The 17,425-nt window shown below is 36.6% G+C and carries 6 protein-coding genes; all 6 read right to left on the bottom strand.

The window, feature by feature from the left end:
• Positions 1–83: 83 nt before the first annotated feature.
• The 6 genes from RMZ42_RS08650 to RMZ42_RS08625 all read right to left on the bottom strand — a co-directional run bounded on the left by RMZ42_RS08650 (position 84) and on the right by RMZ42_RS08625 (position 17,422).
• Positions 84–4,784, bottom strand: a complete 4,701-nt coding sequence (locus RMZ42_RS08650; protein WP_322671029.1) for a type I polyketide synthase — start codon at positions 4,782–4,784, stop codon at positions 84–86.
• Positions 4,785–4,813: 29 nt separating this feature from the next.
• Positions 4,814–7,579 carry an amino acid adenylation domain-containing protein gene (locus RMZ42_RS08645; protein ID WP_322671028.1) on the bottom strand — a complete coding sequence of 922 codons (2,766 nt, stop codon included), beginning with the start codon at positions 7,577–7,579 and terminating at the stop codon, positions 4,814–4,816.
• Between the two features lie 58 nt (positions 7,580–7,637).
• The gene (gene ectB / locus RMZ42_RS08640) at positions 7,638–8,894 is read right to left on the bottom strand and encodes a diaminobutyrate--2-oxoglutarate transaminase (RefSeq protein WP_322671027.1); all 1,257 of its coding nucleotides are present in this window, start codon (positions 8,892–8,894) and stop codon (positions 7,638–7,640) included.
• Between the two features lie 85 nt (positions 8,895–8,979).
• Positions 8,980–9,861 carry a cupin-like domain-containing protein gene (locus RMZ42_RS08635; RefSeq protein WP_322671026.1) on the bottom strand — a complete coding sequence of 294 codons (882 nt, stop codon included), beginning with the start codon at positions 9,859–9,861 and terminating at the stop codon, positions 8,980–8,982.
• Between the two features lie 101 nt (positions 9,862–9,962).
• Positions 9,963–11,366, bottom strand: coding sequence for a condensation domain-containing protein (locus RMZ42_RS08630; protein ID WP_322671025.1), 1,404 nt, complete (start codon positions 11,364–11,366; stop codon positions 9,963–9,965).
• Positions 11,363–17,422, bottom strand: coding sequence for a polyketide synthase (locus RMZ42_RS08625; RefSeq protein ID WP_322671024.1), 6,060 nt, complete (start codon positions 17,420–17,422; stop codon positions 11,363–11,365). The genes RMZ42_RS08630 and RMZ42_RS08625 overlap by 4 nt, the downstream gene beginning before the upstream one ends.
• Between the last annotated feature and the right edge of the window lie 3 nt (positions 17,423–17,425).

The following is a 17,425-nucleotide window of genomic DNA, read 5'->3' as shown; positions in this document are numbered from 1 at the left end:
TTAGTTCTTAATTGCCTGGTTACAAGTTTGTAGTCAGGACTTTAGTCCTTATCCTAAGTAAACCCTTAACTAGGTTTAAAATACTAATTATCTTCTATAAGTGATGTCCTTCGATGATTTTGTCTAGCTTGTTTGCGACGTTTAATTGAAGCAGACCTCGTTTGAGTCCGGTAAGAATCTTTTTGTAAATCAGCTTCTTCGTCGCTACTTAAAAACTCGGCAAGTGAACTAATAGTAGGTCTTTCATAAATGCTGATTATCGGAATATGGGCATTTAATTCTTTTTGTAAATGAGAGATAATCTCAACACCTATGAGAGAACTACCTCCCAAATCAAAAAAGTTATCATAAATACCAATTTTTTCAATTCCCAGAACTTTTTGCCAAGTCGTAGCAACTATTTGCTCTACATTATTGCTAGATGGGACATACTCATTTTGTAAGTTTGCTCTGGAATGAAGTGATAAACTACCTTGATTATTTGATGATTCCTTATTTTGTAAAAAGTTTCGTTTTATCCATTTTTCAATTCTTGGTTGTAGTTCTCCCGCAGAAACAACAATTTGTGGAGTTTTATTTAGAGATAATACACGACTAAAGACATCGATTCCTTCTTGCCATGTCATGCGTAATTTTTCTAAAGCTACTCCCACAGTTAAATCCTGTATATCATCTTCTTGAGATTGCCAAGTATCCCAGTTTACGCTAATACAAGGGAACAAATTTATTTGGTTGTGCTTATGGGCATATGCATCCATAAAAATGTTAGCAGCAGAATAAGAAGTTAACCCTAAACCTCCTAAAACAGATGATGAGGAAGATGTAAATAAGCAAAAATCTAACTTTTGGTCTTGCAAAAGTTTTTCTAAAACAAATAGTCCATATACTTTAGGATTAAATTGTGATTGACTTTGAGTTTTAGAACTTTCTTCGATAGTGTAATACGCATCGTCATTAATTCCGGCTGCGTGGATAACGCCATGAATTTCACCAAACCGTTCATTAACTAATGCTATAGCTTGTTGCATTTGTTCTTCATTAGCTACATCAGCCGCGATCGCTTGAACTTGTGCACCTAATTCTTCTAGCCTCATCACCTTTTTTAACTTCTGGCTAACTTCATTAGATTCATCATGGTTTAGTAGCCACTCAGACCACTGGTGTCTTTCCGGTATGCCTTTTCTGCCGATTAAAACTAACTTAGCCTGCATTGTTTTTGCTAAGTATTCTGACATTGCTAAACCAATGCGACCAAGCCCACCAGTGATTAGGTAAACGCCTCCTTTTCTCAACTTGGTTTTGCTGATAATGCCTTTATCTAACTGTACAGCTTCGTATGTTTTAATCCAGCGATGATTGCTACGATAAGCAATTAAGTTCTCAGTTATTGGTGCTGTAAATTCTGTAAGCAGTGAGTCTATAAGTGTTTGTGATGGCTTAGTTATGGAGTCTGGAAGTACAATATCAAAGCAACAGCAAGTTATGTTGAGATACTCTTGCGGAATTACATTGCATGGCCCTAATATAGTTGCCTTCTCAGGGCATAATTTTTCGCTGCCAGTTATATCATGTAGATTACTGGTGACAACCATCAGCTTGATTGGTTCAATTATATTTTGTTTTGCTAAGGCTTGGGTCAGAAACAGCAAACTATCAAAACCAAGACTTTGGCAATCTTCAAAAAATTGATATTGTGTTTGTGGCTCTAGCTCTTGACTGGGTAAAGTATTGTTAGGAGTAACGCTCCAAAAATGTGCAAGATGCCATCCGGCACGCTTTGCGATCGCTTGTGAATTCAAATTCTGTTTTTGTAGTGTTTCCAATAAGGCATCATAGTCATCCCTTTGTCTAGGATTGATTGTATATGTACACTCATCAAGCTGGGAAAATTTATCTGCGACCCTAACAAAAATCACCTCATGTCCCTGTTGTTTCAGTCGTTCAGCAATTTCTGCTCCCACTGCATAGGGATCGACAAACACCAACCAATATAACTTTTGTTCTACCAACTTATCCGGTTGAAAAAATTCAATTGGTGTAGATTCTTTCCACCGAGGAACGTAGAACCAATCAGCAATATCTGGTTTTTTTTCAGAACTTTTTGGCGACATCATTGCCAGAGTCGCATTTCGATTTACCTCAATCCAGTAACGCTGCCGCTCAAAAGGATAAGTAGGTAAGGGTATGCGATGACGCTTTTCATTTACATAAAAACCTGACCAATCAATTTGAATTCCTATTAACCAAAGCCTACCCAAAGTGTTAAGTAAAAACTCTATATCTGATTGTTGTTCTTGAGGATGTCGTATAGAAGTTAGTGCTATGAGTTTATCTTTTTGATGTTGTTTCGCAAAACTACTTAGTGTCCGTCCTGGGCCCACTTCCAACAGTATTGCCTCTGGCTGTTTGAGCAACTCATAGATTCCTAAACTGAAGCGTACTGGTTGCCTTAAATGTCTAGCCCAATAGTTAGGATCTGTTGCTTCATCTGCGGTAATCCAAGTACCGCTAACATTAGAAACAAACTGAATTTTTGGGGGATTGAGTTTTACATTTTGTAATAACTGGATGAAAGTCTCAATGATGGGTTCCATCATTTGAGAATGAAAGGCGTGAGAAGTATGCAAACGCCTAAAGTTTACACCTATTTGTTGTAGCTTTTGTTGGAATTTCTCTATTGCTTCTGTTGCACCGGACACCACACAAGAAGAAGGTGCATTGCTCGCAGCCAGAGAGATTTCCTTTTCTAGCAGTTGTTGTAACTCTTGTTCTGAAAGCTGAACCGAGAGCATAGCACCATCAGGTAACTGCTGCATTAGTTTTCCTCGCATTGCAACTATAGCTAAGGCATCTTCTAAAGAGAAAACTCCAGCGATCGTTGCAGCTACATACTCCCCTATACTGTGACCAATCATCATCTCAGGGCGCACACCCCATGCCATCCACAACTTAGCTAAAGCATATTCAATCACAAACAACGCAGGTTGAGTAATTGCTGTTTGCTGCAACTTTTGTGTTGTTTCTTGAGCTTTTTCTACTCTGGGATAGAGAACTGAACGCAGGTCTAATTCTAAGTAAGGTTTAAGCAATTCACAGCAATAATCAACTTGCTGTTTAAATACGGCTTCACTTTCGTATAATTCTCGACCCATATTTACATATTGTGAACCTTGTCCAGAAAACATAAACACGACCGGACGATTACAAAGTTCTTGGTAATGGGTGAAAGCTCTTTGAGGATCTTGCAATGCATTAATTGCATCTTCTTGGTTTTGGCAAACTACTATTCGGCGATGGTTCAAAGTCCACCGTCCTAATTGTAAAGTATGAGCAACATCAGCGAGGTTTAAATCTGGATTTTTTTGTAGGTAATTAGTTAAATTTTCTGTAGCAGTTTCTAATGCTGTATTCGTCTTAGTTGAAAGTAATAATAATTGCCAATGTCTAGAATCACTAGAGGATTGAGTTATCGGAGCTTCTTCTACAACTAAATGGACATTTGTTCCGCCAAAACCAAAGGAACTAATACCCGCCCGGCGAGGAGTATTACTAGTTTTCCACTCAGATAATTTATTGTTTACATAAAAAGGACTATTGGCAAAATCAATTTGCGGTGATGGTTCTTCAAAGTTTAAACTGGGGGGAATTTGTTTGTGTTTTAAGGCTAGTACAGTTTTAATCAAACCTGCTACTCCAGCAGTTGAGTCTAAATGCCCAATATTGGTTTTCACAGAACCAATACCACAAAATCCTTTGTTTTGAGTTTTAATACGAAAAGCTTGTGTTAAGGCAGCGATTTCAACAGGATCTCCAAGAGTTGTGCCGGTTCCATGTGCTTCAATGTAGCTAATGGTATCGGGTTCTACCTCAGCCATAACCTGAGCAGCTCTTATTACCTTGGCTTGCCCATCTACGCTAGGTGCTGTATAGCTAACTTTATTTGACCCATCGTTATTAATAGCAGAGCCTTTGATAATAGCATGGATGCAATCGCCATCTGCGATCGCTTCTTCTAACCGTTTTAAAACTACAAGACCTAAACCCCTTCCTTTTACTGTTCCCGCAGCCTTAGCGTCGAAAGCACGACAATGTCCATCACGAGATTCAATTCCTCCATCTTTATATAAATAACCAACTGCTGTCGATATTGAAACTCCTCCTGCTAAAGCAATATCGCACTCACCACTAAGCAAACTTTGGCAAGCTAAATGTACAGCAACCAACGAGCTAGAGCAAGTAGTTTGAACTGCATAACTTGGCCCCTGCAAATTTAATTTATAAGAAGCAAGTGTAGTAACATAATCTGGAGAAGTTCCCTTTTCTATTTGCTTATCACCTACAGAGGCTAGAAGCTCATAATTAGAATAAATGTTAAGTAAATAACTGCCAAAACTTGTCCCAGCGTAGACCCCAATAGGCTTTTTATAGACATCCGAACTATACCCAGCATCTTCAAGTGCTTTCCATGAATGCTCCAAGAAAAAACGGAGTGAAGGGTCCATGACTTCAGCTTCTCTAGGATTAATGTCGAAGAATGAAGCATCAAATAAGTCTATATCTTTGACTACACCCTCTGCTTTAACATAATTTATGTCGCTCAATAAAGCCTCATCTACACCTAAATCTTTTAATTCTCGATCGTCGAATCTATGTATTGACTCTACTCCATCTCGGAGATTGTACCAAAATTGCTCAATATTTTCAGCCTCTGGGAAACAGCCACTCATGCCAATAATGGCTATCTCCAGACCAGTTTTGCTACTTAAATATTCTGAATTTCCCATAATTAATGTTAATTATTCAATAGTAAATATTAAACGCTCTGTTGCTTTTTTTGTAAAAAACGTTGCTTTAATCTTGCTTTACCAGCTTCTAACTGTTCATTCAATTCATTGCTTTGGTTTGCAAAGTTATTATCATCTTCTTGACTTAAATACCGCGATATGGAACTAATTGTTGGATATTTAAATAGATCGGTTATTACTAAGTCTGCTTTATAAAGTTCCCGCAGTTTGCTATAAACCTGAAGTACATTTAGCGAATGACCACCAAGGTCAAAAAAGTTATCTTGAATACCGACTTTCTCCACCTTAAGTATTTTTTGCCAAATGTCAGCAATTGCGTGTTCCATCTCATTTCGCGGCAATACGTAAGCTGTTTCTAATTTCGGGCGAAGATTATCTGGTTTTGGCAGAGCTTTCCGGTCTACCTTACCGCTAGGTGCTAGGGGTAGATTTTCCAGCATCACAAAGGCAGAAGGTAACATGTGGTCAGGTAACTTTTCCTTTAAGAAGCTACGCAATTCACTAATATTAGGAACTGCTTGTGTCTTAGCAACCACATAGGCAACTAATTGTAAGTTACCTGGTTCGTCTTGCTGAACCACGACTACATTTTCACGTACATTCGGGTGCTGAAGCAGAAATGTTTCAATTTCTCCAAGTTCAACCCGAAAACCACGAATCTTCACCTGATGGTCAATACGTCCGAGAAATTCTATATTCCCATCAGGAAGCCACCTTCCTAAATCTCCAGTTTTATAAATTAAATCTTTGCGATTTTCTGGTAACTTGTTTTTAACATCTGTAAAAGGATTGGTAACAAAACTGAAATTAGTTTTTTCTTGATTTTTCCAGTAGCCATTACCAACACCAATTCCTGATACACAAATCTCTCCAGGAGCGCCAATGGGTAATAGTTTCATTTCCCCATCTAGAATGTAGAGATTTAAGTTTGCTAATGGTTTCCCAATTGGAACTGCTCGCTGATTTTCTGGCAAAGGCTTGTGAACGATAAACTGGGTAATATCATCAGCAGCCTCAGTTGGGCCATAGGCGTTAACTATTTTGATTTCGGGATATATCTCAAGCCACTTATTTACCAAACTTACCGATACTGGTTCCCCGACAACCATCATCCATTTTAAATCAGGTAATTCTCTTTGGTGAATCGGTAGCTGGGAAGTATATTCAAGCAAGCCGACAAATAATGCTGGTACTAATTCAACAACTGTGATTTTTTGTGATTTCAGAGCCAGAAATAGTTGCTCAGGAATCGCAACAGTTTCGATATCTACTATTACTGTTTTCCCACCAATTAAAAGTGGTGCTAAAAATTGCCATACAGAAATATCTGTAGAAGCAGGAGCGCTTTGAAGAAAACAAAATTCTGGCGTTAAATCCAACTCATCAAATTGGGCATAAATATGATTAATTGCACCATCATGCCTGACAATTGCCCCCTTTGGTAATCCTGTAGACCCGGAAGTGTAAAGCATATAAGCTGGGTCAACAGCATCATTGATACTTTCTAGATTATCATGAGATAGCTGCTCAAAATCCAACTTATTATATATCTTTAAGTTTTCTGGTCTAGGAAATAGTGTCCGATCGTTAGCAATGCTATCTAAGCAAATAATAGAGGATAATTCGGAACAGCCTTCTTCCAGTTCGGAAAGAACATTGAATAGCGAATAATCTGTGAATAAAAATCTCACCTCACTATTGGATAGCATATACTTAATTCGATTTTGGGGGTAAGTGCTATCAATGGGTACGTATGCTCCACCTGCCTTATATATAGCAAGAATAGCAATTAGAAAATTGATATCGCGGTCTTTGAAAATTCCGACAAACTCTCCTTTACAGACTCCTAATTTCTGCAATAATTCAGCTAGCTGATTAGCTTGATGATTTAGTTCTTGATATGTGAGTTGAGTTTGTTGATAAATTACGGCTATATTGTTTGGAGTTTCAGATACTTGGATTTCAAATAATTGATTTATTGTTTTATCAGTTGGATATTGTTTTATTTGCTTGTTAAATTCTATTAATAACTGATTTTGGTCAGCTGATTTTAAGAAAACAATATCTGAAATTTTAGTATCAACATTATTTAGAATATTTTCTAGAAGATTAGTATAATATTTACTCATCAATCTTATACTTTCATCTTGAAATAAATCTTCTTTATACTCGATATTGGCACTAATACTTTCGCCGTTAATTGTAAAAGAGATTGTGATGTCATTATTGAGTTGGCTGAAATTATTTTTATTATGAATATTTTCTAAGCAAACTACTATGTCAAAAAGAGGCTGGCGATTAGAAATTGTTGGTAGCTCTAATAAATCAATTAGTTCATCAAAATTATAGTTTTGGTGACTGTAAGCTGCGATCGTAGCATCTTTGACTTGAAAAAGTAAATCTTTAAATGAAACTTGAGGTGTGACTTGAGTACGCAAAGGAATAACTTTAGCATTTACGCAATCGATATCAATTGCCTCATATACTGGTATTCCGATAATAACATCATTATTTCTAGTATATTTTTGTAGCAATATATTAAAACAAGCTACAAGCATCAAATAGATTGAAAAGTAAGAGCCTTTAGCTAGCTTAATGATTGATTGAGATGAATCAATTGGTAAATCAAAACTCAGAAATTTATTTTTACCACTAGAAAACAAAGGTCTTGCATAGTCCAGCATTAGATTTGTTTCTGGTAGTTCTCCCGATAATTGATTTATCCAATAAATTTTTTGAGAAAAGAAGTCATTTGACTGTAAATGTATACCCATAGTTTTCCCCTGGCTTGTAACCAATTCTTTTCCAAGTTGTAAATACTAGTATGTATATCTAGTTTTGTATGCAATAATCAAAAGCTTCTTTGATAATCAAACATCCTTTCTCTAAAGTAAGCATATCAATTATTAAAGGAGGCAAAATTTTAATAACAGTATCATTTCTGCCTGCTCTTTCAACTATTAATCCTAGTTCAAAACAACGCGATGTGATCCTTTTAGCTAAACTACTACCGCCAAAATTTTTAACATCAATGCCCCAAATCATCCCAATTCCACGGATTGATATGTATTCATTTATTGGTAATATTTTTTGAGTGAGAAATTTTTTCAAGAAAATCTCTTTAGCCTTAACATCTTGTTCAAAATTACAACTTTCTCTATACTCTAGAGCAGCTGTAGCTCCTACAAATGCCAATTGATTACCCCTAAAAGTACCATTATGTTCGCCCGGTTCCCATATATCCAACTCCGGCTTAATCAATAATAACGACATTGGAAACCCATACCCACTAATAGATTTAGATAGTACTACCATATCAGGAACTATATCTGCTCTTTCAAAAGAAAAGAAAGGCCCTGTTCGACCACAGCCGACTTGAATATCATCACAGATTAATAAAATATCATTCTCGTTACACAACTTCCTCAGTCTTTGCATCCAGTCAATAGGAGCTATAACAACTCCACCTTCAGCTTGCACTGTTTCAAAAATTATTGCTGCTGGTTTTTCAATTCCAGAATTGACATCATTTAAAACTGTTTCTATATATTCTATTGTGTCAAAGCTTTCCATAAATCCATAAGGATAAGGCATAAAGGTTACATTATTTGATGTCCCAATTGCCCCGGCTTTAATTCCGACATTACCACTAATAGATAAGCTTCCTAAAGTCATTCCATGATATGCTCCCATGAAGGAGAATATACCCGATCTTTGTTTTACTTTTCTGGCTAACTTTAAAGCTGCTTCAACTGCATTTGTTCCTGTTGGCCCACAAAACTGAATGCGATAATCTAATTGTTTTGAACTTAATACTACCTCATCAAACTTAGCTAAAAACTTCTCTTTAGCTGAAGTATACATATCCAAACCATGTGCAATTCCATCGGCATCTAAATATGACATAACCTTTTGTTTTATATAGTCATGGTTATGCCCATAATTTAAAGCACCTGCTCCTGCAAAAAAGTCAATATATTCCTTTCCTGAGTCTGAATAAATTATAGAACCTTTAGCTCTATGAAATATATCAGGGAAATTACGGCAATAGCTTCTGACATTTGATTCACACTTTTCAAATATATTCATGAGAGTGTTCTGTTTGAATTACGAAAGGGATTAATCAGTCTAACGATTATGTATATTGCACATCTTCAGAGAAATGTATTACTTTTTAAGAAACATAATTTAGATAAGATTTATAAAATTTAAAAATAATTTGAGGAGGTAGTTTTAAAACTAAACCCATAGCTAACAAAAAGTTATAGTATAAATTTTGAATTGGCATTCCTTTTGTAATAGCTGCTAGACCATTGAGCGAACTTTTTGGAGTATGCCAATCTATATTAAAAGAAATTGACATATCTAAACTCCGAACATGATGCAGTGTTCCAGGGGGCATATATAAAATATCTCCAGGATTGACAATAAATTGAATCGGTCTTGCATTTTTGTATTCAGGATATTTATTTAAATCTGGATTTTCTGGATTAACGAGAAACCATCGCCAGCCTTTGCGATAACAATATTTAGCATCTTCAGGTAGTAATATAGTGAATTGTTTGCGTCCAACAATCTGAAAAAAAATATTGTTAGTCAGAAGGCAATCAAAATGTAATGGTGTAACACTATTAGAAGAACCTAAGAAAAACTGGCAGTAACGCCACCACTTATGCCAATACCATTCTGGCAAATAATCATAAGGAAATGGTTGAGCATCTTTCACTAAAGAAGGTATTAAGCTAAATAAGGGTAGGTCATGACAATATGGCGGTCGAGTATTATTTTGAGGATCTTGTTCATAATTTTCTATTAATTCTATATATCTTTCCATTGTCAAACTACATATCTCAATTTTGTTATCGCTAAATTTCTTTGCATAAATATTTAGAGAAGGAGATAAATTTTTAAGGTATTTTAAAGACCATTTGTCAAAACCATTCCAATTGATAATTACTCCAGAAATTATAACTGGTTTTCCTAATTCAACATAATCTTTATAGAACTCATTACTTGAAAGTTTATATCTTCTTTCTATTGCTGATGAAATAATCATAGCTTTATCCTTTGGAATCTTTTTAATTTTCGGCTTTTTAGTAGAAAAAGCATTTTTAAAGTGCTCTAAAAACAAGCTAAATTTAAAATGTTATCAGTATTTCAAGATATTGGAACTAATTGCCAATCAAACAATACTTCTTTTTCTAAAAGTTTTGATATTTGCTGTTGCTGTAGTGTTGAAAATGATAAGTCCTTAATTTGAACATCATGATTAACCATGATTTGTTGTAGCAGTATTTGAAAATCTCTAATTATCCCAGTAATTGTAGCAATATCAAATCTTCGAGAATCGTATGAAATTGCTACTACAATTTCTGTTTCTGGATATATAACTAAATTTAAAGGGTAGTTATTTCTGTAATAAGTTCCAGTAAGTTCAAATTCTATATTCCCTTTCCATTCTTTTAAAAATTGACTGACTGGAAAGTTTTCAACCACAACAATTGTTTCAAACAAAGGTAAATTTCGTGGTACTTCACTCCAACCCTGGATTTGAGTAAGCGGAGTGTATTCATGATGGCGTGCTTTTACTAATTGGATCTGAAATTCTTGTAGCCATGACAAAACCTGCTGCTCAGGATTTAACTTGACATTTATTGGTAAGGTATTTATGAACATACCAACCATTGACTCTACTTCAACTAAATCTACTGGTCTTCCTGTGACAGTGAATCCATAAGTTACATTGTTACGACAGGTGTAACGACTAAGGAGGATAGACCAGATTCCATTAACTAATGTGGCAAGGGTAAGGCGGTTTTTGGTAGCAAAAGATAACAGCGATTTTGTAGTTGCTTCCGATAGTTTAATTATCTCCTCATCGTACCTTTCTTCTTGGTTAGATAATTGATTATTTTCTATATAAGTTAGGGGAGTTGGTGCTTTGATTCCTTGTAATGCTTCGCGCCAAAAACTTTCAGTTTTAGCTATGTTCTGTTGCTGCAACCAGTCGATATAATTCCTAAAAGGACGAGCTGGCGCTAAGGTCACTTTTTTGCATTCACAAAGCGCCTCGTAAATTTGTAAGCATTCCTCTAATATTATCGGCCCAGACCATCCATCTGTGGTGATATGATGATTGCTCCAAATAAATTCATAGCGTTCATCAGCAAAACGAATTAAAGTTATCCGCATTAGACATGGTTGCGAAAAGTCAAAACCTAATTGGCGATCGCTCTCTAGAAATGATTTTAATCGCTTTTGTTGTTCTGCTTCCTCAACACCACGCCAATCGTATTGATTTAAAGTAATTTTTACTTGTTTATAGACAACTTGTAATGGATTATCAATGTCTTCCCAATAAAATCCTGTACGCAAAACTGTATGTCTATCAATTACTTGCTGCCATGCTTGTTCAAAAGCCTCTACATTTGGATTACCATGCAAAGTTAAAGTATGGTGAAAAAAGTATAATGCTGACTCGCTTGCATACAAACAGTGAAAGAGCATACCCTTTTGTACGGGTGTTAGTTCATAAATGTCCTCAACATTTTCTGTTTTCATTGTGTGTTTTTCTCACTTGCTCGGTTAATTTTTGCCAGAAATTTATCTAGGTTTTGTTGGTTCAAGTTTGCTCTAGGAAAATCAGAAGGTGTATATTTTTCTGCTTCAAGAGACTCACAGTGGGCAATAAGGCTTTGTGTAGCTTCAATAAAGCTTTGTGCTAAAGTTTCAATTGTTTCTCGGCGATGAACGGCTGAACTATAAGCCCAATTCAAGTGCAGTTGTTCTTGAACAATAATTCCATTTATTTCCACTAAGTAAAATCTTTTTGCACTTGAACTTTCACTAAGTCTAATAGACTGTTCGGTTAAATCAAATAAAGATGACTGCGATATAGTAGGATCAAAATTACCTAAGTAATTAAAACTTACCTGAGGCTGCGGAAAATACTGTAGCTTTGAATTGATTTCTGAATTGTTGGTTATATAGCGCAGTATATCGTAACCAATACCTTTGTTTGGAATGCTGCGTAAATACTCTTTGACTGCTATTAATGCATTCCCTTGATTAGAAACCTCTGTTATATCTAAAATGGCTGGAAAGCAAGTTGTAAATAAACCAACTGTACGAGATAGAGATATATCATTTACATCTTTGAAGATTATATCTCGACCATTATCTTTAATATCTACCCATAGTTGCTGCTCCCCCGTCCACTTTGCAAAAGATTGCACCAACGCTGTTAATAGAACATCGATTATCTGAGTATTGTAAGCCTTATTGACATTTTTCAATAATGCTTGCGTTTCTTTTTTATTTAGAGTAATTGATACCCGGTCAACATTGGTTACTGTAGTTTCATTTGCAGAATAATCAACAGGTAGATTGTGGAAAGGTTTTTCGGCTTTTGTCAACCAGTAGTCTTGCTCTTGGAGCATTTCTGAAGCCTGGTCATATTTTTGCACACACTGCATCCACCGCTTGAATGAAGTAGTTTTATCAGGCAAATGGATCGTTTTACCTTGAGTAAGTAACTGATAGGCTGTTTGTAAATCTTCTAGCAAAATATGCCAAGAAACACTATCTACTAAAAGATAATGAATGCTAATTATTAGGTAGCTATTTTGCTGCGATCGCAATTCAATGAAAGCAACTTTTACAAGCGACCCCTCACTTAAATTGAAGTTGCTTTGTAATTCTATGATAGCAGATTCAAAAGCATATTTTTGCTCATTTTTTGAAAGTTGAGACAAATTTATATGCTTGTACTCCATTAGATCGTTAGTGCCAGCTTCAATTTGTTGCCATCCAGATTCTTTTTGAATAAAACGCAGACGAAATACGTCGTGATATTCAATCACATATCGCACAGCCTGCTCTAATATTTTAGGCTCGCATATTTGTTGGATTTCTAGTAATAAAGACTGGCTTAATAAATTTTCATTTGGCTGATTTTGATTTAATAAACGATATTGGAACGGGGTGAGTTGTATTTCTCTAGTTCTGGAATTATTTTTAGTTTCCTTGTTTGCATTTGCACCTGCGGCTGTTGCTAATTCAGCAATAGTTTGGTGTAAAAACATTTGTTGAGAAGTTAGCTTCAAACCTAATTGATTAGCTTTGGCAACAATTTGAATTGCAATAATCGAATCACCTGCCAATTCAAAAAAGTTGTCATGAATTCCAACTCGATCGATGCCGAGAAATTGTTGCCAAATGTCAGCAAGGGTCTGCTCTATTTCGTTACCAGGAGCAACATAAGCATTTACCAAGCTGGGACGTGGATGGCTTAGTTGAGAAAGATTTGTTTTTGATGCATCTGATAAAAACGCTAATTCTTGTTCTAGATAATTGAAAGAATTGTCTTGCTCTATTACCGTTTGGAAGTCTTGTGGAGAGACAACGACATGATGCAAGCTACTTAGCAAAATCCGATTAAAAGCTTCGGCACCTTCTTGAGATAATATTCCTTTTTTGAGATCCTCTTCACGTTGATGCTTTAATTGTTCTGGTAGTGCTGTCTCTACTGCCATTCCTACTTCTTGCCAAGTACCCCAGTTGATTGCCACTGTAAATCGATCGGATTTAGCAGTACAATAATCTGCATAAATATCCAGAAATGCATTAGCTGCACAATAATCTACCTGTCCAAATTCACTTAAGATCGAACTTTGAGATGAACAAAGTACTAAAAAATCTAAGTTAATATTTTTTAAGTTGAAAATCTCCTCTAATACTAATGTGCCCTTAACTTTTGGTGCTAATACGCTGTTTGCTAAATCCTGTGTTTTTAATTGAACAATGCCACCACCAGCAATACCTGCTGCATGGATAACACCATTGATTTGACCAAATTTTTCTAAGGCTTCAGTAACAGCTACTTGCATTTGTTCGTAGTTGGCAACATCGGCACTTTTAATTTCAATTTCTGATCCTAACTCTTCTAGTAGAAGCATTTTTTGGATCTTACAGCTAATATTATCTTGGCTATCATGAGTTTCTAGCCATTGTTCCCACTGCGATCGCTCCGGTAATCCCTTTCTTCCAATTAAAACCAACTTAGCTTGTACTGTCTTGGCTAAATATTCCGCCAACACCAAACCTATACCACCAAGTCCACCAGTAATTAAATAAACTCCTCTTGGCTTTAACTTAGTTTTAGCTGGGGTGCTTTCATCCAGACGGACAGCTTCAAAGGTTTGAATCCAGCGATGAGATCCACGGTAAGCAACTATATTATCGGTTTGCTGTGTTGTTAGTTCAGTAATCAGATAGTCAATAAATTTTGGTGTTGGTGGGATATTAGAAGCAGGAATTACTACATCGATCGCACAGGAATTAATGTTTAAATATTCTTTGGGAATTATCTTACACGGCCCCAAGATTGTTGCTTTTTCTGGGCATAAAATTTCATCACCAATGACATTATATAGATTATTAGTTACAACCCTTAACTTCAGAGAATTGCTGATATTTTGCCTTCCTAATGCCTGGGTTAAATACAATAAGCTCCAAAAACCAAGATTCTGGTAATCTTCCGGCGTTTGTTTTCTGAACTTATTACCAGATAAAGTATCATCTGGCGTAATGCTCCAAAAGTGAGCTAATCCATTTGGAATCAAACTCTCTTTTTGGAGTTCTTGAAGCAAGGCATCGTAGTCATCGCTTTGCTGTGGGTCAATGGTATATGTATATTTGTTCAGCTTCGTAAATTTGTCTGCGACTCTAACTGTAACTACATTTTGACTTTGCTGTTCGAGTCGTTTAGCAACTTCGCCTCCAATTCCATAATCATCGATAAAAATTAACCAGTGGGTGTTTTGCTCAGTTACTAATTCCTTCCCTTGGAAGAACTCAAGTGGTGTAGATTGTTTCCAAATTGGAATATAAAACCAATCGGCAATATCTGGCTTTTTAACTAATGATTTTTGCCATGCCTTTGATAATACAGTTTCGGGGTTAGCTTCAATCCAGTAACGCTGACGCTCAAAAGGATAGGTAGGCAAAGGAATATGTCTGCGTTGCTCTTTTGTATAAAAGCTTGCCCAGTTTATTTGCAATCCTGATAGCCAAAGCCGAGAAAGAGTATTGAGCAAAAATGCTACATCAGAAATTTGCTCTTGGGGATGTCGCAACGAAGTTAGAACTACAGGCGGTGAAATCAACTGTCGTTTGGCTAAGGTAGTTAATGTTCGTCCTGGGCCAACTTCCAATAGGGTTCGTGGCTGTTGCAGCAATTCGGCGATTCCCTCGTTAAATAATACGGTTTGCCGTAGATGTCTAGCCCAGTAGTCAGGATCGGTCGCCTGTTCTGCTGTAATCCAAGTTCCGGTAACATTAGAAACAAAAGGAATTTGAGGTGGTTGTAGGTTGACATCTTTAACTTGCCGTACAAATGGCTCTAAAATCGGCTCCATCATCTGAGAATGAAAAGCGTGAGATGTGTGCAGGAGACGACAATCAACACCTTGCTCAATCAAACTATTTTGTAATGCTGCGATCGCATTTGTAGCGCCAGAAACCACACAAAGAGATGGCGCATTGCTAGCTGCTAAAGAAAGTTCTGAACCTAACATAGGTTGTATTTCTTTGGCAGAGAGAGAAACGGAAAGCATCGATCCTGGTTCAACTTGTTGCATTAGTCGTCCGCGAATTACGACTAAAGTCAATGCATCTTCTAAAGAAAAAACACCAGAAATACAAGCAGCCACATACTCACCAATGCTGTGACCAATCATCACTTGCGGATGTATACCCCACGCCATCCAAAGTTTAGCAAGTGCATATTCGATTACAAATAGCGCAACTTGGGTTAAGGAAGTTTGTTTAAGTTGTTCTTGTGTAGTTTCTACTGTTGAGGGATAAAGTATATCTTTTAGGTCTAACTTTAAATGGGGTTTTAGCAATTCAGAGCAATCATCAACTTGTTGCCGAAAAATTGCTTCTGTTTCATATAATTCCCGTCCCATGTTTACATACTGCGCTCCCTGTCCGGGAAACATAAATACAATTGAATGGTTACGGGTTTCTGAAAAATTACTCAAAACTCCTTGTTGATCTGGCGCTGTTAATATTTTTATAGCATCTTGAGTATCCTGACATAGCACTACCCGACGATGGTTAAAATTTCGGCGACCAACTTGTAAAGTATGAGCTACATCAGCAAGATTAGTATCAGGATGGTGTGCTAAATAGTCAATAAGGTTAGTTGTAGCAGATTCTAAAGCTGTTTGAGTTTTTGCAGAGAGAACTAACAACTGCCAAGGACGAGAAATACTTTCTTTGCTGGTAAAAACTGGAGCTTCTTCTAAAATTACATGAGCATTAGTACCACCAATCCCAAAAGAACTGACTCCTGCTCGTCTAGGATGTTTGTTTACTTCCCATTGGGAAAGTTTGTTATTGACATAAAAGGGACTGTTAGCAAAATCAATTTGAGGATTCGGTTGCTCAAAGTGCAAACTAGGAGGAATTTGTTTGTGTTTAAGAGCTAAGACAGTTTTTATTAAACCTGCAACACCAGCAGCAGCATCCAAGTGCCCAATATTTGTTTTTAGGGAACCAATTGCACAAAAGTTTTTCTTTTTTGTGCTGCTTCGGAACGTTTGCGTCAGTGCGGCGATTTCAATTGGATCTCCTAAAGATGTTCCTGTACCGTGAGCTTCAATATAAGTTATTGTTTCTGGATCTAACTCTGCAACAACTTGAGCGGTTTTGATAACTTTAGCTTGACCTTCTATCCGAGGCGCTGTGTAGCTAACTTTGTTTGAGCCATCGTTATTTATCGCCGAACCTTTAATCACAGCATCAATAGAATCTCTATCAGTTAGAGCGTCTTCTAATCTTTTTAAAACAACGATTCCTACACCTTCTCCGCCCACTGTTCCCCCTGCTTTAGCATCAAAGGCGCGGCAGTGTCCATCAGGAGAATTAATACCCCCTTGGTTATAAAGATAGCCAGCTTTTCTTGAGGCGCTGATAGAAACACCGCCAACCAAAGCGATATCACATTCACCGTTAAGTAAACTTTGGCAGGCTAAATGTACTGCTACTAATGAAGTTGAGCAAGCGGTTTGAACTGTATAGCTAGGCCCCGTTAAATTAAGTTTGTAAGAAGTACGTGTCGCCAGGTAATCTTTGTCGCCAGCGATCGCTATTTGTTGTTCGTCTACTGAGTTTCTAATATTTTGATTAAAATAAATGTTTAGTAAATAACCGCTGAAGTTAGAACCAGCGAAAACACCTATGGAACCTTTGTAGGTTTCGGAATTATAGCCTGCTTTTTCCAGCGCTTCCCAAGCACACTCTAAAAAAATCCGGTGTTGCGGGTCAGTAATTTCTGCATCTCTGGGATTAAACCCAAAAAACTCAGCATCAAAAAGTTCTGCATCTTCTATTACAGCATTTCTTTTAACATAGTTGGGATTGCCGATCAGCGCTGCATCTACTCCTGCTGCCAACAGTTCTTCATCACTGAAAAAAGAAATTGATTCTATCCCATTTTGGAGGTTATTCCAAAACTCATCAACATTTTTTGCTCCGGGAAATCTTCCTGATAATCCAATAATTGCTATTTCTGAACCGTTACTATGCTCTGCATCAGTGGGAATATTCATTAT

The sequence above is a fragment of the Nostoc sp. DedQUE05 genome (assembly GCF_034530955.1).
Classification (GTDB): domain Bacteria; phylum Cyanobacteriota; class Cyanobacteriia; order Cyanobacteriales; family Nostocaceae; genus Nostoc.
The sequence above is the reverse complement of the archived record's forward strand: the minus strand, read 5'-3'. Positions and strand labels throughout refer to the sequence as shown.